This window comes from Fibrobacter sp. UWH5, from assembly GCF_900142505.1.
Classification (GTDB): Bacteria; Fibrobacterota; Fibrobacteria; order Fibrobacterales; family Fibrobacteraceae; genus Fibrobacter.
Map to the genome: position 1 here is coordinate 348666 of NZ_FRBB01000001.1, position 15311 is coordinate 363976.

Sequence of the window (15311 nt, forward strand, 5' to 3'; positions counted from 1 at the left end):
ATCTTTTCTATAAAGTATGGAGCTTATACCAGGAATCGCGGATAAATCCAGGAGCATTCGCGAGCGACCATCTTGGGGAATTCTCTGAAGTTTCCGTTAATCTGGTACAAGTTGAGGCTACCTTCAACCGGGGTCAGCTTCATGACAGAGTCTGCACGGGCTTCCAGGTATGGGAATTCGTCAATGTTGCAGCTGGATACAACGGCGCATCCGGTAAGTGCAATGATTGTATCGATCATCTGCATCAATATCTGATGGGGAGAGCCGCTCAGTCGGGTAGACTTGGGATTGTGCAACACAGAAGAAATCGGGTCGATCACGACAACGCGGTAATCGTGGTTTTCCAGTTTCTTGGCCCCCTGGATTCTCTTGGCAATCAGCTGTGCTGTTTCAATCGGAGAAAGTGCAGTTCCGCGAAGATTCAGGAAACCGAACTTCGGGGTGCTGGCATTCAGGTCACGCTTAGATCCCAACAGGTGAAGGCGGTTGAGGAACACCGATTTAGTAAGTTCGAAATTAATGAAGAGAACGTCACTGGATGTGGTGGTATTACCGAACCAGTCTTCCCCGTAGCAAATGGACAGACCAAGGTCCATCAATGCAAGAGACTTGCCGCTCTTGGGAGGTGCCGTAAAGAGGAAAAATTCGCCAGCGCGGAGCATGTTTTCCACGATGGTCTGGTCTTTTTTCGGCGCTTCTTCACTGTCGCTAGCCAGCTCAATCAGCGGCTTGCCATCCAGAGAATATTCCACCCATTCACGCCATTCCTTAAAGTTCTTGGCGCCCTGTTCCAGTCCGATAAGGTACTGCTGCTTACCGCCACGAAGTACGCCCGGCATGCGGACCATCATATGGGGATTTCGGTTGGACGAATCTACTTTAAAGCCCTGGGAATCCAAGGTCTTGAAGAGGAAGTCTACGCGTTCGTTATATTCTTCTTCGTCATTTGCAAAAATCTTGATCCAGGCCTGCACGGAGTTGGCGCCTGTGTTGACCAAGGCGGCACAAGGCAGGTTCAAGGCCTTGTAGTAAGCCAACTGCTTGGCAAGACTCATCTTGGGGTTGTCGACGACGACATAACGGTAATGCCAAGATTCATCGGAGGCATCTTCTCCACCCTTAACGGCATTGATGCACAGAAGAGCGCCTTCAGGACTGTCCAGGCTCTTCATTATTTTCTTAATGGCGTCATCCTGGCCAACGATGTTGGACACCAGTTCTTCGGTACTGTTGGAGGTGTTGGAAATCTTGAACTCGATGGTTTCATCTTGTTCGAAAGTAGATTCCAGCAACTTGGCCAAGTCTTTTCGCCAGTCGGCTGCAGGCCAGGGAATGGAAAGGGCTTCGGGGTCAATCTTGAAGTTTTGCAGAAGTTCAAGAGACTGGGTGTCCAGACCCATGGCGAGCATCTGTTCCATGGAAATCATTCCCGCCGAAAGGGGGGAGATTATGGGCATGGCTACAGTCTGGGGAGTGGCCGGTGCTGCTCCACCTTCCACTGCAGGGGCCTGTGCTACCGGAGCTGCTGCGGGTGCCGCTTCTGCGGGGCGTTCAGAGGAACGTTTTTCTGCAGAGAATGCTCGACGGAGCGTCTGTTCGACTTCGTCGCCATCCATGCCTTCATCGCGAGCTTTGCCACCCAATTGGAAACTGGCGTCCATAAAGGTCCATTCTTCTTCCATGGCGGCAACACCGGCCTTATACAGTTCGGCCTTTAGTTCGTTTCCGCTGAATTTACCTTTCAAAAACTGATTAATTATTTTTCTTGCGCTTTCCATAGGGCAGCCTCAAACTCAAAAAAATACTCAAAGTTAATGTAGCTTATTTTTTAACTAGAAATTTACAGAAAGTGATTGGTTAGACATTATAGGGTATTTTTCCATGAAAAATGGCTGAAGTACGGTTTCCTTTTCCAAAAATGCCGTTGTTTCTCCTTACAACGCGAAAACGAAATTCGATTAATCTTTTTTTTGTACAAACTTTAAATTTAGGGTAGGAATGTTGTTATTGGGAGAACATAATGAAAAAGGACTTCAAGAATCGAATTCTTGCAGGTATGTTTGGCTTGGTCGTTGCTAATGCGGCTATAGCCCAGACCTACGACTTGCCCATTATCTTTGTGGATACAAAGCAAAAATGTCTGGACAAGAACGTTTCCGAAAAAATTCCTGCCACTATGAGGGTTTTGGATGCTGCTACAAATTCTGTAGCTGATAGCGCCAAGGGAAAACTCTATGATATCGGAATTAAGGTGAGAGGGCAATCTTCCGCCCTGTTCCCAAAGCCGGGTTATAGTGTTGAAGTTCGTGATTCCATTGGTGGAGAAATCGATGTAAGCATGTTAGGTCTCCCCGCAGCAGACGACTGGGTGTTCCATGGTCCCTACGTGGACAAGAGCATGATGCGTAACTCCCTGGCCCATTGGCTTTTTAGGCAGGCCGGCCGCTATAGCCCCCGTACCATGCATTTTGACTTGTATATCAATGGTGTTTACCGCGGTGTGTATGTGCTAATTGAAAAAATCAAGCGTGGTAAGTACCGTGTGGATGTGGCCAAACTCAAGGAAGAAGACATTGAAGGTGATGAATTGACCGGTGGTTACATCTGGGCATTCGACAAGACCGGCACTAACACCGGCGGCGCAGGCAGCGGTGATGTCAATAACGAAGGTTTCAGTACTTCAGACGGTTTGAATGTCATTCTCCACTATCCTAAAAAAGACAATATCCAGGAGCAGCAGGAAAATTACCTGAAGAAGTACCTGAACGATCTTGAAGGTCTTTTCAAGGACGGAAAGAGTGGCTCTGGCTACGAGAACTACGTGGATGTAGGATCCGCTGTCGATTACGTCCTTCATCAAGAAGTTACGAACAATGCCGACTCCTACTGGTGTAGCTTCTTCTTGCATAAAGATAAGGATAGCAAGGGCGGCAAGGTCACTTTAGGTCCTCCCTGGGACTTCAACTTGGCGATGAGCAACGGTACCTCTCCCGAAGGCCAGAACAATGGCGGCGGTATGTGGGGCGGCTTTGGTGGCATGGGTGGTTTCGGTGGCATGGGTGGTTTCGGAAGTTCGGGAACCACGGGCTGGCAAATCGAAAACAGCAGTAAGCAAATTGCCGACGGAAATGGCGGTGGCGGCATGTGGGGTGGCTTCGGAGGAAGTTCCCTGAAGGCTCCTCGTTGGCTTACCAGCATGTGGAAAAATCAGAGTTACCAAAGCGAATTGAAAAAACGCTGGGCCGAATTGCGTAGTGGCGTATGGCATACCAAGACTATGGATGCCTATCTGGATTCCATGAAGGTCTACTTGAAAAATGCTGCCGACCGTAACTTTGAACGTTGGCCGAATTTAGGAAAGTCTAGCGGTCAGAACGATAATGATCCTCAGCCTATGAAGTACTGCAATCAATCTGGCGGAGGCATGGGAATGGCCATGGGTGGTTACAACGCTGACACTTGGGACGGTGAAGTGGAGCACCTTCGCAAGAAGATGAAGGAACGTATGGCCTGGATGGATGAACAGCTCGGTTTCACCGAGCCCGCCAATCCCATTGTGACGGAACCGGTGATTCATATTCCCACCATCGAAGATAAGAAGGATACTGTATCTTCGCAGACGTTGGCTGTGGATTACAGCCGGTTGTCTCCCACGAATTTCTTTGTCGTAAACGGATCAAACCTGGAAATTCAAACAGATATTGGCGGCACATTCGCCATTATGGATTTGAACGGAGCTATTCTTTACAAGACTAGAATTCAGGTGGGCTCTACATCCATGAAGGTTCCTGCCAAGGCTCAGAATAAGCATTGGATCGCTATCCTTAACGGGAAGATGCTTTCCAGATAATTTGTACGGATTTTTCTTCCAACAAAAAAAGTCCATCGGCAAAGCCGATGGACTTCTCTTATATTTTTTTTCAAGAACGTAGAATCGTTCCGCAAATTACTTTGCAGGATTGAAACTGTCCTTCAGGCCAACGGTGCGGTTGAATACCAACTTACCCGGCTTGGAATCGTCGGAATCCAGGCAGAAGTAGCCGAGACGCAGGAACTGGAAGCGGTCTTCCATCTTGGCGTCGGCCAGGCTGGGTTCCAGCTTAGCCTGCTTAATGACCATGGATTCAGGATTCAGGTAGTTGTGCCAATCTTCGCCTTCGGGAACATCAGACGGATCTTCAAGAGTGAACAGGTTGTCGATGAGACGGACTTCTGCATCTACAGCATGAGCGGCGCTCACCCAGTGGATGGTGCCCTTCACCTTACGACCGTCAGGAGATTCGCCACCCTTGGAGGCAGGATCGTATTCGCAGTGAATGACGGTCACCTTGCCGTCTGCGTCCTTTTCGACGCTCTTGCAAGTTACGAAGTAGGCGCCCTTCAAGCGAACTTCGCCTTCCGGCTTCAAGCGGAAATACTTCTTGGGAGGTTCTTCCATGAAGTCTTCGGCTTCGATGTAAAGTTCCTTGGAGAACGGAACCATGCGGGTGCCTGCGTTAGGATCGTTGGGGTTGTTTTCCACTTCCACCATTTCCACCTTGCCGTCTTCCCAGTTGTCGATGACAACCTTCACCGGATCAATCACAGCCATAGCACGCTTGGCGCTCTGGTTCAGTTCTTCACGGATGCAGAAGTAGAGCAAGTTTACGTCCACCATGGATTCTGCCTTGGACACGCCGATACGGCTGCAGAATTCGCGGATGGAGCTGGGAGTAAAACCACGACGGCGGAAACCGCAAACCGTGGGCATACGGGGGTCGTTCCAGCCAAGAACAGCCTTGGTTTCCACCAGTTCAAGAAGCTTACGCTTACTCATCATGGTGTAGGTAAGGTTCAAACGGGAGAATTCAATCTGCTGGGGGCGGTTTTCCAGACCCAGTTCAATGAGGAACCAATCGTACAGCGGGCGATGGGCTTCAAATTCCAAAGTACAGATAGAATGAGTAATGCCTTCGATCCAGTCGCTAATGGGGTGAGCGAAGTCGTACATGGGGTAGATGCACCACTTGTCGCCAGTGCGGTGGTGAGTGCAGTGCTTGGTACGGTAGATCACCGGGTCGCGCATGTTCATGTTGGGGCTAGAGAGGTCCACCTTTGCGCGGAGGCACTTTTCGCCATCGGCGTACTTGCCGTCACGCATTTCGCGGAACAGCTTCATATTTTCTTCAACGCTACGGTCGCGGTACGGAGACGGCTTGGAGGGCTTACCAGCATCGTTACCACGGTATTCCTGCATTTCGTCACGGGTCAGGTCTTCAACGTAGGCCTTGCCCATTTCGATCATCTTTTCGGCGAATGCATAAATCTGATCGTAGTAATCAGAAGCGAAGAATTCTTCCTTCCACTGGAAACCGAGCCACTTCACGTCTTCGCGGATAGAATCCACATATTCCACATCTTCCTTAGTGGGGTTGGTATCGTCGAAGCGGAGGTTGGTGAAACCGCCAAACTTCTGGGCGGTGCCGAAGTTCAGGCAGATAGACTTGGCATGGCCAATGTGAATGTAGCCGTTAGGTTCCGGCGGGAAACGGGTCAGCACCTTGTTGCGCTTGCCGGTCTGCAAGTCGTTGACGATAATGTCTTGAATAAAATTCGAAGATTCAGGAATGTCCATTTTCTAACCTTTTAGGTTTTTGCCATAATTTTACGGGAAAAATGTAGAAAAATCCCTTTACTTTTCTGTCCACAGCCAGGTGCTGAGGTAGCGTTCGCCGGTATCAGGGAGCAGGGCCACAATGCGTTTGCCCTTGAACTCAGGACGCTTTGCCACGGTAAGGGCACATTCCAGGGCTGCACCGGAAGAAATACCCACAAAAATTCCCTCTTCTGCCGCTGCATCGCGGGCGGCCTTGCCAGCCTTTTCGGTGCTGGTCAGGTAGACTTCGTCCACCACCTTGGGGTCATAAATCTTGGGGATGAAGTTTGCCCCGATACCCTGGATCTTATGGGGGCCAGCAACGCCCTTGGAAATCATGGGGGAGTCGTCGGGCTCGATAGCGATTACATGCAGGTTGGGATTCTTTTCCTTGAGGTACTTTGCGGTTCCGCTGACAGTTCCGCCTGTGCCTGCCGTAGCGATAAATACATCCACCTTGCCTTCGGTATCTCTCCAGATTTCGGGACCGGTGGTCTTGTAATGGGCGTCGGGATTGGCGGGGTTTTCAAACTGCTGGGGAATAAAGCTCCCAGGATTTGCTGCCGCAATTTCGTTTGCCTTTTCGATACAGCCGGCCATTCCCCTGGCACCTTCAGTAAGGACTACTTCTGCTCCCAGGGATTTCAGCAGCATGCGTCGTTCCATGCTCATGGAGTCGGGCATGGTAAGCACAACCTTGTAACCCTTTACGGCTCCAACATAGGCGAGGCCTACGCCGGTGTTTCCACTGGTGGGTTCGATAATCAGAGCGCCGGGTTTCAGTTTGCCTTCCTTTTCTGCGGCTTCAATCATTTCTAGAGCCACACGGTCCTTGGCGCTGCCCAGGGGGTTGAACATTTCAAGTTTGACGTAGACTTCGGCATCTCCCTTATTCAGTTTGTTTATGCGGACAAGGGGGGTATTACCGATAGTTTCAAGAATGCTGTTGTATAGTGACATCTGGTTACCAAGTGATAATTGGGAAAAAGGAAAATCTAACGACGAATGCTTCTGCGGAAACCGCCATTACCTTGGCTGTTTGATTCTCGTGAACGATCGTCTCCGTTGCGGCGATCGTCATATTTACGGTCGTCGTTATAGGTTGAACTCTGGGAAGAATTCGTCTTCTTGTTTCTTGTCAAGTTCTGCGGATTGCTGACAGGTCTATATTCTTCCTGAGGATGTACATTTTCTGTTTTCGTGTATGTAGGTCTTTGTTGTTCCTGCTTTGCAGGCTGCGGTTTTGTTGAAGGCTTGGGACTAGTTTCCCTAACAGGAAGGCGATGATGGCTCTGGGGCTGGGATGGGGCCGGTGCGTAGGAATGTCCGCCATGCCTTGGGGGCTGTGCATTGTAATGGTGGCGCGGTCTAGGTGGACGCGGATGGTGACGGATGGTGTGGCTATGCCATTCGAACCAGGTGTCGCCCCAAACCCAATCGTTATACCAGTATCCAGTCCAGACCACATGGCCATAGTGCATCGGTACATAACGGTCTGTGTGAACATAATACACTACAGAGGGGTTATAGACAGGAACATAAATGTATTCCTTTTTCACCGGTTCAATTGTAATGTATACATCCCGTTCGACTTTTATGTATTGGTCAGAGTTCAGATTCCCGTGGTCATAAGCAGCGTGGCGCATACGCTGGACTGCAAACATAACTTCGCCATTCTGATTCTTTACGGCTCTGCCCAGCTGAGATGTCCAGGTGGAGTATTTTGCCATGGTGGCAAGAATCGTCGGGAAGGGAATCAGGGCTAGAACACTGGCGTCGTAATCAAGGCCAGCGCGCTGCATTTCCGCCGTGAGTGCTTCACCTTTGAAACCCTTGTGGGCGTTTGCCCAGAGGCTTGCCGATGGAATTTCGTCATTGTGGGTTGATGCCGTTAAAACGTGGGCCAACAGCGGATCTGGATAAAGTGCGATGGTTGCGACCAATGTATCCAATTCCTCTGCGGAATAGTCTGCCGCCTTGGCGCTTCCCGAGAAGGTCATGAGTGCAAAGGTTATTGCCAGGAACCATTTGACTAAAATGTTTTTCTGAAAAGACTTTTCCATAAACAACTCCTGTACCTCAATTTACAAAAAAGGCCTCTTCATGGATTTAATCCGCGGGAGTTTTTGTGCTAGAGGTAATTTTTGACTCTTATTTCAGGATTCAGATTTTCTTTGGGTAATTTAGGCACGTATAGCTTTACCGCATAGGCGTAGGAGTCGTTTTCGGCAATGATATCACCTTCCTGCAGGTCTTCATAAACTTCAATTTCGATTTCTACTCCGTCCCTGGCGGTCTTGCGATTCATTCGCATCGACAGTTCTTCCTTGGTAAAGAGGACGTCGATGACTTTCTTATAGCTGCCGTGATGGGTTGTGCCTAAAATTCGGGTACATTTCATTGGGCAAAACTCGAATTACTTGGTGTCGAACTTTACTGTAGGAGCGGTGCTTGCGCCTGCGTCTGCAGAGAACTGCACTTTGGGGCTGGCTCCTGCAAATCCGGCAATCAGACTGTTGGGGAACATGCGGATGGTGGTGTTGTACTGCATGACCACTTCGTTGTAACGCTTACGTTCCACGGCAATGCGGTTTTCTGCACCTTCAAGCTGCACGCGCAGTTCCTGGAAACTGGTGTTGCTCTTCAAGTTCGGATAGTTTTCGCTGACAGCCATCAAACGCTGCAAGGCGCCGCCCAGGGTAGCCTGGGTTTCCTGAAAGCGCTTCATGGCCACTTCGTCGTTCAGGACGTTTTCGTCAACTTTAACGACGCCGCCCATATGGCTGCGGGCATCCACAACGGCAGTCAGGGTGCTCTTTTCAAAGTCGGCTTCACCCTGCACGGTAGCCACAAGATTGGGAACCAGGTCAAAACGGCGCTGGTAGGTGTTCTCGACTTGAGCCCACTGGGCCTTTACGCCTTCGTCCAAGGCGATAATACTGTTATAGACGCTAACGGACTTGCCAACAATGATTGCTGCAAGCAAGATGACGGAAACGAGAGTGCCGATAATTACCTTTTTCATACCACCTCCATGGTGTCGACGAGGTTGACTATTTCTGTGACGGTACTAATATAGCTATTCACGCTGTCCAGGAACAGTTTTTCGTTTTTGCTGCTGATGGGAGTCTGCAAGGCTGGGTAGTCGTTAAAGATCTGCTGGTGATTTTCGGGATATTCCCTGTGGTTCAGGTAGTATACTCCGTACATGGTAGGAAGCATGGTGGAACTTGCCCGTACGAAGAATCCCAGGGGGTTGCGATCTTCCTTGAGGTAGGTAAAGGCCCTGCGCAGATGGACTAGCAAACCGCGCAACTCGCGTTCGCATTCCAGACGCAGACATTCCATGTTGGGCTCGTAATTGGGGAGGGGAGCTGCACCGGCAATGACTGCGTTGCGATGGGCGATGTGCAGAAATTCCAACGGGAAGACGTCTTCTGAAGACTGGATTTCCTTTAGGGTGAAGTAATAGCGGAATTCAATATTTTCTTTCTTGGCCTTTTTCAGCAGGTTCTGCAGGGGGGCGATCTTTTCGCTGGAGTTGTCCCTCAGAATGAAGCTGATAGTCCAGGGGGATTCCATGGAATTGAAACCTTCCATCAGACAGTCGCCGTGGGCGAAAGCCGAAATCAGGTTGTCGCCTAAAGTTTCCTGCAGAAGGCGGGGCCAGTCGGAATTCTGTAGTTCGATGACGCTCAAGTTCTTTTTCATATATCAAATGCCTATTTAAAAATTCAAGTTATATCCATTTATGGATTGCAAAAATCATATGGGGCTTTTTGTTTGTGTTGCGCTAAATTATTACCAGCTTCCGCCGGAACCGCCGCCACCAAAGCCTCCACCTCCGAAGCCGCCACCAAAGCCTCCTCGACCGCCGAATCCTCCGCCAAAGCCACCGCGGCTTCCGCTGTTTCGGCTAGCGTTACCGATGGCATTGCCCAGCATAAACCAGAGGCAACCATTTCCGCGGCCTCCACTAAACTTGGCCATCATCAGCATAAAGGCGACAAACATGATGAACAGCACCATGCGTGCAGGAACTCCGCTTTCTTCGGGAACTGGGTTTTCGCCGATATTTAGCTGGATGTTCTTTTCTTTTGCGATGACTTGTGCAATTTCCCAGGCGAGAGCTAAAATTCCCGTTCCGTATTTTTGTTGCCTAAATGCAGGAACTAGTGTTGCCTGTTGCAACCTTTCTGCAAGGGCGTCAGGCAGGTATCCTTCGGCTCCATAACCGACTTCCACGCTACGTCGACGTTGCTTCTGGGCGACGAAAATCAAAATTCCTTCATTGGATTTTCCACCGACGCCCCAGTTCTGCGCCGTACGGACTGCGAAGTCCCTGTAGTCGTTGTTCCCAATGTCGTTCATAAGGGCGGCCGCTAACCCTACACCGGCCTTCCTGTATAATTCTTCTGCAATCAGATTGAACTGTTGCACTTCCTGTGCGCTCATTAAACGATTTTCGTCGTAGACATAGCTGTTTACAGGACGGGCTGGCAGTTCTTTATCGCTGCCGTTTTTTAAGCCGATCCCCGCAAAAGCAGTTGAGGCCAGGGCTATACATAAAAGTATCGCCCACATTGCTATTGATGAAACGGAACTCTTCTTTCTCATTGGTTTGAAAATAGAAAGTTCATGGACTGATGTTAGACCATGAACTTTTTTTTTCAAAAATGTAGGGTGTATTTTTGCGTTTAAATGTGTTTTTTATCTTATTTACAATAATCGTCTAATTGTTTCTTTAACGGCGTAAAGTTGATCTTCTTTATGACAGCAATAGTGGCATCCATTTCTCGTTTGCTGTTTTCATGGCCCGATGTAAGGAAAGTAATATTGTCTCCCTTTAGGGACAGATTCACGTCATAAGGTGTTGTGAACTTTCCCGGAACATATTCTATGGGTTTTCCTGCACTTGTTGAAATGTTTAATTTTAGAATGGGTGATTTTGCATCGGAATCAATAAAAATTGATTTTTTTGCCAACCCTTTTTCAAGGGCACTGCAAATCGTTGCGTCTTCCTTACATTGAACATTTATGTTGCAGCGGGTCTGGGAAACCTTGAAATCGATTTCAATTTTCTTGCGTAAGCCAGATGCGGTGAGGTAATCTTCAGGCAGGTTTGGCTCGATTACAATGACAAAGGGACCTTTGTCGATGTCAATGTTTTTTATGTTGAATCTTGCGGTTCCGTCCTTTTGAGTTTGTCTTTCATCTAGAACTGTTCGCCCCTGTTTTGCGACGAGCGTGAAACCTTCGATGAATTCTTTTTCGTTAGATACCGTTACTTCAAGGGGCGAAATTTCAGGTTTTGACAGTTGTAGCGGTTGACTAGGACCTTCAAATTTTAATTTGGAAAGTTCACGGACGATGTCTGATTTTATTCCCTGGAGGTCATGCTTTAAACGATGACTTTCGTTTATGGGGTATACCTTGCCCAGTTCATTGACCAGGACATTGTATTGCGCAGGAAGGGGTTTTGCTTTTTCGATGGCCTCGATTGCACTATCGAACCTTCCCTTGTTTAGTGCGTCCCTTGCCGTTTCTTCCAGTTTTGTAACGTCTAACTGGATAGATTTCATCTTGAATTGAATGTCTGCGGTGAATTCATCAAGGTCCAGTGTCGCCGTAGCCTTGAAACCTTTGGCGGCAGGTTCCTTTTTTACAACGACTCCCTTAACCTGGATGTCGCTGGAAACCTTGCTGTTAGAGAGAAAACTTTCGCTGAAGGAACTCTCTTTTCCAGATGTAATTTCTTCCTTGTTTAAAGTCTGATTGACTTTGACTTGTGCAGAAATTTGCTTTGCAACGCCTGCGATGGCGGCATTGTTTGCCTCTTCCTGGGATTCCTGCGAAGTGGCTGTATAGGTAATAATCTTGCCTGCCTGGGCGTAGGCGACAAGCATAGTACACAGCGCTACCATTTTAAGAGTCTTCATAGAACATCCATTATGATCAGCTTCTTGGTGATGTTGATCTTCTTTGTGGAGGCGGTTGATTTTACGGCTTTGCGAATTTGGCTATAGACGTCGTTTACGTCGTCAGAGTCGCTGTAGACAACCATGTCGATGGTTTTGGCAGTCATGGTGTTGACTTTTGCCTTTTTGAACTTGGCTTTCACGTTCTGGACAATGTCCTCTTCAACATCCTCAATTTGGCTGTCGTCGTAATCGCCGCGGATGTTCATGATGACCTTGTATTTATTGCCTTCTCGAAGGTCATCGGCCCAGTAGGCGTAAATTTTGGATTCCAGTCCGGGCATGGCTTTTTTCGCGGCTGTTTTCAAATTTGCCTGCTGGTCAATTTTCTCCATTCTGCCATGGCTGTCGATTGTGGAGTTCTGGGTTCCTAGAAGTCTAGCCGTTGAAGACTCGTAGGCGTTCAATTCTACGGTAACAATACCACGGCGGTCTACAGAGCCTGAAAACTTGATGTAGACATCGGCATTGAGCACGAGACTGGCCAAGTAGGCCAAATCCTCATCGGAACTGGCCAGACTGTTATGTACCTGGATGACTTTATCTAGCGCTTCATTTCCTTCTAGATACTTGACTTCATACCGACGTTGAGTCAAGTATTCGTTAATTCCGTCCATGGCCGCCCTGGCAAGGGGATTGTTTGTTACAACTTGAAGACCGCTTAGCCCCTTAGAATTTAAGGCGGGAATGACCATAATGACCGGATGTGGAAAATCTTCGGGAATGGATGTTATGACCTGGGGCTGACTCTGGGGTTGATCCTTGGGAGCGTATTTTCCCTCATATTGGGAATAGCGATCTGTATGCTTGATTTCTCCACCGCTTTTCTTGGCGGTTGAGGAGCCGTCTAATTCCTTATATGCGGAATTTGCGTTCTTACGTGTAGAAACCGTGCCGTTATCTGCTGCGGCAATCGATGCAAAAAGTACCAGAAATCCAATTGCGTAATTTACAAAGTTCATATGAATAAAATTACCCAATCATTTGGCATATGTCAAAGTGGAAGTAAACTTTTTTTAATGAACAATGCGTTTTTTTAATGACAAGTATACCATTCCCTAAAAACACTATATATTTAAAACAGGTTTAATGGTTTAATAAAGACGTTGCATGAGGATGCTATAATGGAAAAATGGTTTTGGCTTCCCGACTGGGCTTCGGATTTGAGTCTGTGGGAGGATGATCTTATCAGTGCAAATCCGGAGGCTGAACACGTCTTTGTCTCGTATGGAGACATGGTTTCCTGTTTAGACGGAATGTATGGCCTAAAGGGTCTTTCCGAGGCGACAACTGTTGTCGCTTGGGGGCTTGGCGCCTTGGCTTTGCTTAAGGATGCCAAGAATAAGCCTTGCGGTCAGAAGTGGATTCTTTTGTCGCCTTATGCAGATTTTTGTGATGAAGAAAGCAACTGGACCGATCAAACTTTGACTTTTATGGCCAGGCAGGTTCGAAATGCTGCTGAACCGACCTTGAATGCTTTTATGGAGTTCCTGGAAAATGAGTTTGGCGAATGGCAGGATGAATGGTTCAGTGCCGCCTTGAAAATGGATAAAAACGCACTTGGTGATGGCTTGAATTATCTTGTGCGAAATAAAATTGATTCAAAAATTGAAGATAACGGAGAAACAAAGGTCCTGTTTGGACGTATGAACCAGGCCGTCTTACCTAGTTTGACGTTGGGTTTGAAAGAATTCTTGCCCAATGCTGAATTTAAGGAACGCCCCAAGGCCGGCCATTGGCCTCCGATGCTTATGCTTTAATTTTACGAAAGCAACGGCAGTTTAATGTCAGGGCGATAATCAAGTACGCCAGGAAGAATATTAAAAGGCCTGTTTCTACATGATCGCCGATGTGGCTATATAAGGTATCTCTTGTCTTAAGAGGTACCTTTCTCTGTATGACGGCATCGGTGAAAAGTTTAGTGTTTAGATCGAAGTGCCCATATTGGTCGATGAATACAGAAACACCGCTGTTGGCCAATCTTGCTACGGGCATTCCATTTTCTATGGCGCGGTAGCGAACCAGGTTCAAGTGCTGGTAGGGGGCCGTACTTCTGCCGAACCAACCGTCATTGGTGATGTTCACCATAAGGCGGGAACCGCTGCGGATGGCTTCTCGAATTAAATCACCAAAAATGGCGTCATAGCAAATGTATGGAGTCCAGTCGTAAGGTCCGTATACGGGGGTTTCCTTGCCAGGAACAAAATCACCTTCGCCCAGGTCCACATAATTCAAAATGGGGAATATATCGTCAAAGGGGATTCTTTCGCTGAAAGGTACCAAATGCTTCTTGATATATCGGCTGTATCCCGATTCGCCGGGTCTGAACAGGAAAGAGGCGTTATAAATGTCAAACTTGCGAATGCTGCCAGGAGGGTTTCTTTTATAATCTAGGGCTCCGGTCATCAGTTGTGCGTTTTTCAGTGTGGCCGTCTTGTTGAGGAGTCGGATGACTGCGGGCTGCCTTCTGATGTGGTCGGGAATGGCGGTCTCTGCGAGGACGATAAGGTTTGCTCCCGCACGCACGCTGTCGTTTACCATGCCGATTGTCTTGTTGACGATGGAGTCAAAACGGTCCTTGCTCCATTTGGCACCTTGGGCGATACTGGGCTGGACCAGGGCAATTGATGGATTTTCGGGGGAATCAGCGTTGTTGAAAGGTTGGGCTTCCTTTGAAGAAAGAACAATTGAACCCTGAATTAGAAGCAGTATGAAAATGACTGCGGGAACCGAGAAAATGGGAAGTGCCTTTTTGAGATTTTTGCAGTTGGCCAAGGCATGGGCGACGGCCTGGTTGGAGGCAACGACCATGATCGTGTAACCAAAGATGCCGACCCAAGGGAGCATTTGCAGAAGTTCCAGATGGTTTCCGAAGGTGTAACCTAGGTGGCTCCATGGAAAACTGAAATCCCCTCGGGTACGAGTCATTTCAAGACCTGCGTAAAATACGGGGAAAAGGGGGAGCAGTAAACGATGGCCTTTGATGGAGGCCTTTGCTGCTAGAGTGTAGACGTACGCGGCAAGAACGTTGTATATGCTGAAGTAGGCGATGAGTAGGAACAGTCCGAACAATATCAATCCCGACGGAGCTGTTTCTACATGCATTACATTGTAAATCCAGTAGTAGTTGATTGTATTGTATAGGATGGCTGACCAGAATGTGGCGAACAGGGCCTGTTGCCTTCCGTAACGGTTAAGGACTATAAACCAGGGAACTAGCTGCAATAACGCTGCCGGGCCAAGGGGCATGGGTGGGTAGGCGAACGCATAAAGTCCCCAGGAGAAAGTACATAGCATCAAGGCGGTTCGTGAATCCTGTTCCTTGATTCTGCGTATGTTCCAGCGGAAAAAATTGACTAGCCAGAACAGGCCGACTGGGCAGAACGTCATGGCGATCTGGACGATACCAGCATGGCCGGCTCCATTATAGTTGGCAGTATTGTAGTCTATGGCCAGATTTAAAAAGGATAGGACGCTGTACGTGTAAATCCAACGAGTAAAGTTCTTTCGGATTGTTTTGACAAAAAGAAACGGAAGTGCCAATATAAAGGGAATACACTGGATGTTCTGGGTGTAGAGTCCAGGTTCGTCAGCCCTTGCTGCAAAAATAATGATTTCAGCAATGAAGGTTACCGCAGCGTAAAACTTGTAGGCTTTCGGCAATTCGCAAATATATCGTTTGACCTTTTCCATGAAAA

Annotated in this window: 13 protein-coding genes; 2 read left to right on the plus strand and 11 right to left on the minus strand. The window is 48.2% G+C overall.

What is annotated here, in order from left to right; all coding sequences use genetic code 11:
* Positions 1–23: 23 nt before the first annotated feature.
* Complete coding sequence (locus BUB38_RS01490) at positions 24–1778, minus strand: AAA family ATPase (RefSeq protein ID WP_073156061.1); 1755 nt, start codon at positions 1776–1778, stop codon at positions 24–26.
* A gap of 242 nt (positions 1779–2020) precedes the next feature.
* On the opposite strand from BUB38_RS01490, the gene BUB38_RS01495 reads away from it, so the two are divergent.
* Positions 2021–3850 carry a CotH kinase family protein gene (locus BUB38_RS01495; RefSeq protein WP_083538071.1) on the plus strand — a complete coding sequence of 610 codons (1830 nt, stop codon included), beginning with the start codon at positions 2021–2023 and terminating at the stop codon, positions 3848–3850.
* A gap of 96 nt (positions 3851–3946) precedes the next feature.
* Here the strand turns inward: BUB38_RS01495 and BUB38_RS01500 are convergent, their stop codons facing one another.
* The 9 genes from BUB38_RS01500 to BUB38_RS01540 form a co-directional block, all read right to left on the minus strand.
* On the minus strand, positions 3947–5614 hold the full coding sequence (locus BUB38_RS01500) for a glutamine--tRNA ligase/YqeY domain fusion protein (protein ID WP_073156064.1): 1668 nt from the start codon (positions 5612–5614) through the stop codon (positions 3947–3949).
* 57 nt (positions 5615–5671) lie between these two features.
* Positions 5672–6595 (minus strand): cysteine synthase A, encoded by a 924-nt coding sequence (gene cysK, locus BUB38_RS01505; RefSeq protein ID WP_073156067.1) that lies wholly within the window; start codon positions 6593–6595, stop codon positions 5672–5674.
* A 35-nt stretch (positions 6596–6630) separates the two neighbouring features.
* On the minus strand, positions 6631–7698 hold the full coding sequence (locus BUB38_RS01510; protein WP_073156070.1) for a DUF3300 domain-containing protein: 1068 nt from the start codon (positions 7696–7698) through the stop codon (positions 6631–6633).
* 68 nt (positions 7699–7766) lie between these two features.
* Positions 7767–8036: a hypothetical protein gene (locus BUB38_RS01515; protein WP_073156072.1), complete on the minus strand. Its 270-nt coding sequence runs from the start codon at positions 8034–8036 to the stop codon at positions 7767–7769.
* 15 nt (positions 8037–8051) lie between these two features.
* Positions 8052–8660, minus strand: a complete 609-nt coding sequence (locus tag BUB38_RS01520; RefSeq protein ID WP_073156075.1) for a LemA family protein — start codon at positions 8658–8660, stop codon at positions 8052–8054.
* Positions 8657–9346: a hypothetical protein gene (locus BUB38_RS01525; protein ID WP_073156077.1), complete on the minus strand. Its 690-nt coding sequence runs from the start codon at positions 9344–9346 to the stop codon at positions 8657–8659. The genes BUB38_RS01520 and BUB38_RS01525 overlap by 4 nt, the downstream gene beginning before the upstream one ends.
* Positions 9347–9436: 90 nt before the next feature.
* Complete coding sequence (locus BUB38_RS01530; protein WP_073156733.1) at positions 9437–10252, minus strand: TPM domain-containing protein; 816 nt, start codon at positions 10250–10252, stop codon at positions 9437–9439.
* A 98-nt stretch (positions 10253–10350) separates the two neighbouring features.
* Positions 10351–11574, minus strand: coding sequence for a hypothetical protein (locus BUB38_RS01535; protein WP_073156080.1), 1224 nt, complete (start codon positions 11572–11574; stop codon positions 10351–10353).
* Entirely contained in the window at positions 11571–12575 is a 1005-nt protein-coding gene (locus BUB38_RS01540; RefSeq protein ID WP_139258151.1) for a hypothetical protein, read from the minus strand. Before BUB38_RS01540 ends, BUB38_RS01535 begins: the two co-directional genes overlap by 4 nt.
* A gap of 162 nt (positions 12576–12737) precedes the next feature.
* Here BUB38_RS01540 and BUB38_RS01545 point away from each other — a divergent pair, with 162 nt between their 5' ends.
* Positions 12738–13373 (plus strand): alpha/beta hydrolase, encoded by a 636-nt coding sequence (locus tag BUB38_RS01545; RefSeq protein WP_249269319.1) that lies wholly within the window; start codon positions 12738–12740, stop codon positions 13371–13373.
* On the opposite strand, the gene lnt is transcribed toward BUB38_RS01545, so the two are convergent.
* Positions 13363–15306 carry an apolipoprotein N-acyltransferase gene (lnt, locus tag BUB38_RS01550; RefSeq protein WP_083541824.1) on the minus strand — a complete coding sequence of 648 codons (1944 nt, stop codon included), beginning with the start codon at positions 15304–15306 and terminating at the stop codon, positions 13363–13365. The genes BUB38_RS01545 and lnt overlap by 11 nt on opposite strands.
* Positions 15307–15311: the final 5 nt, after the last annotated feature.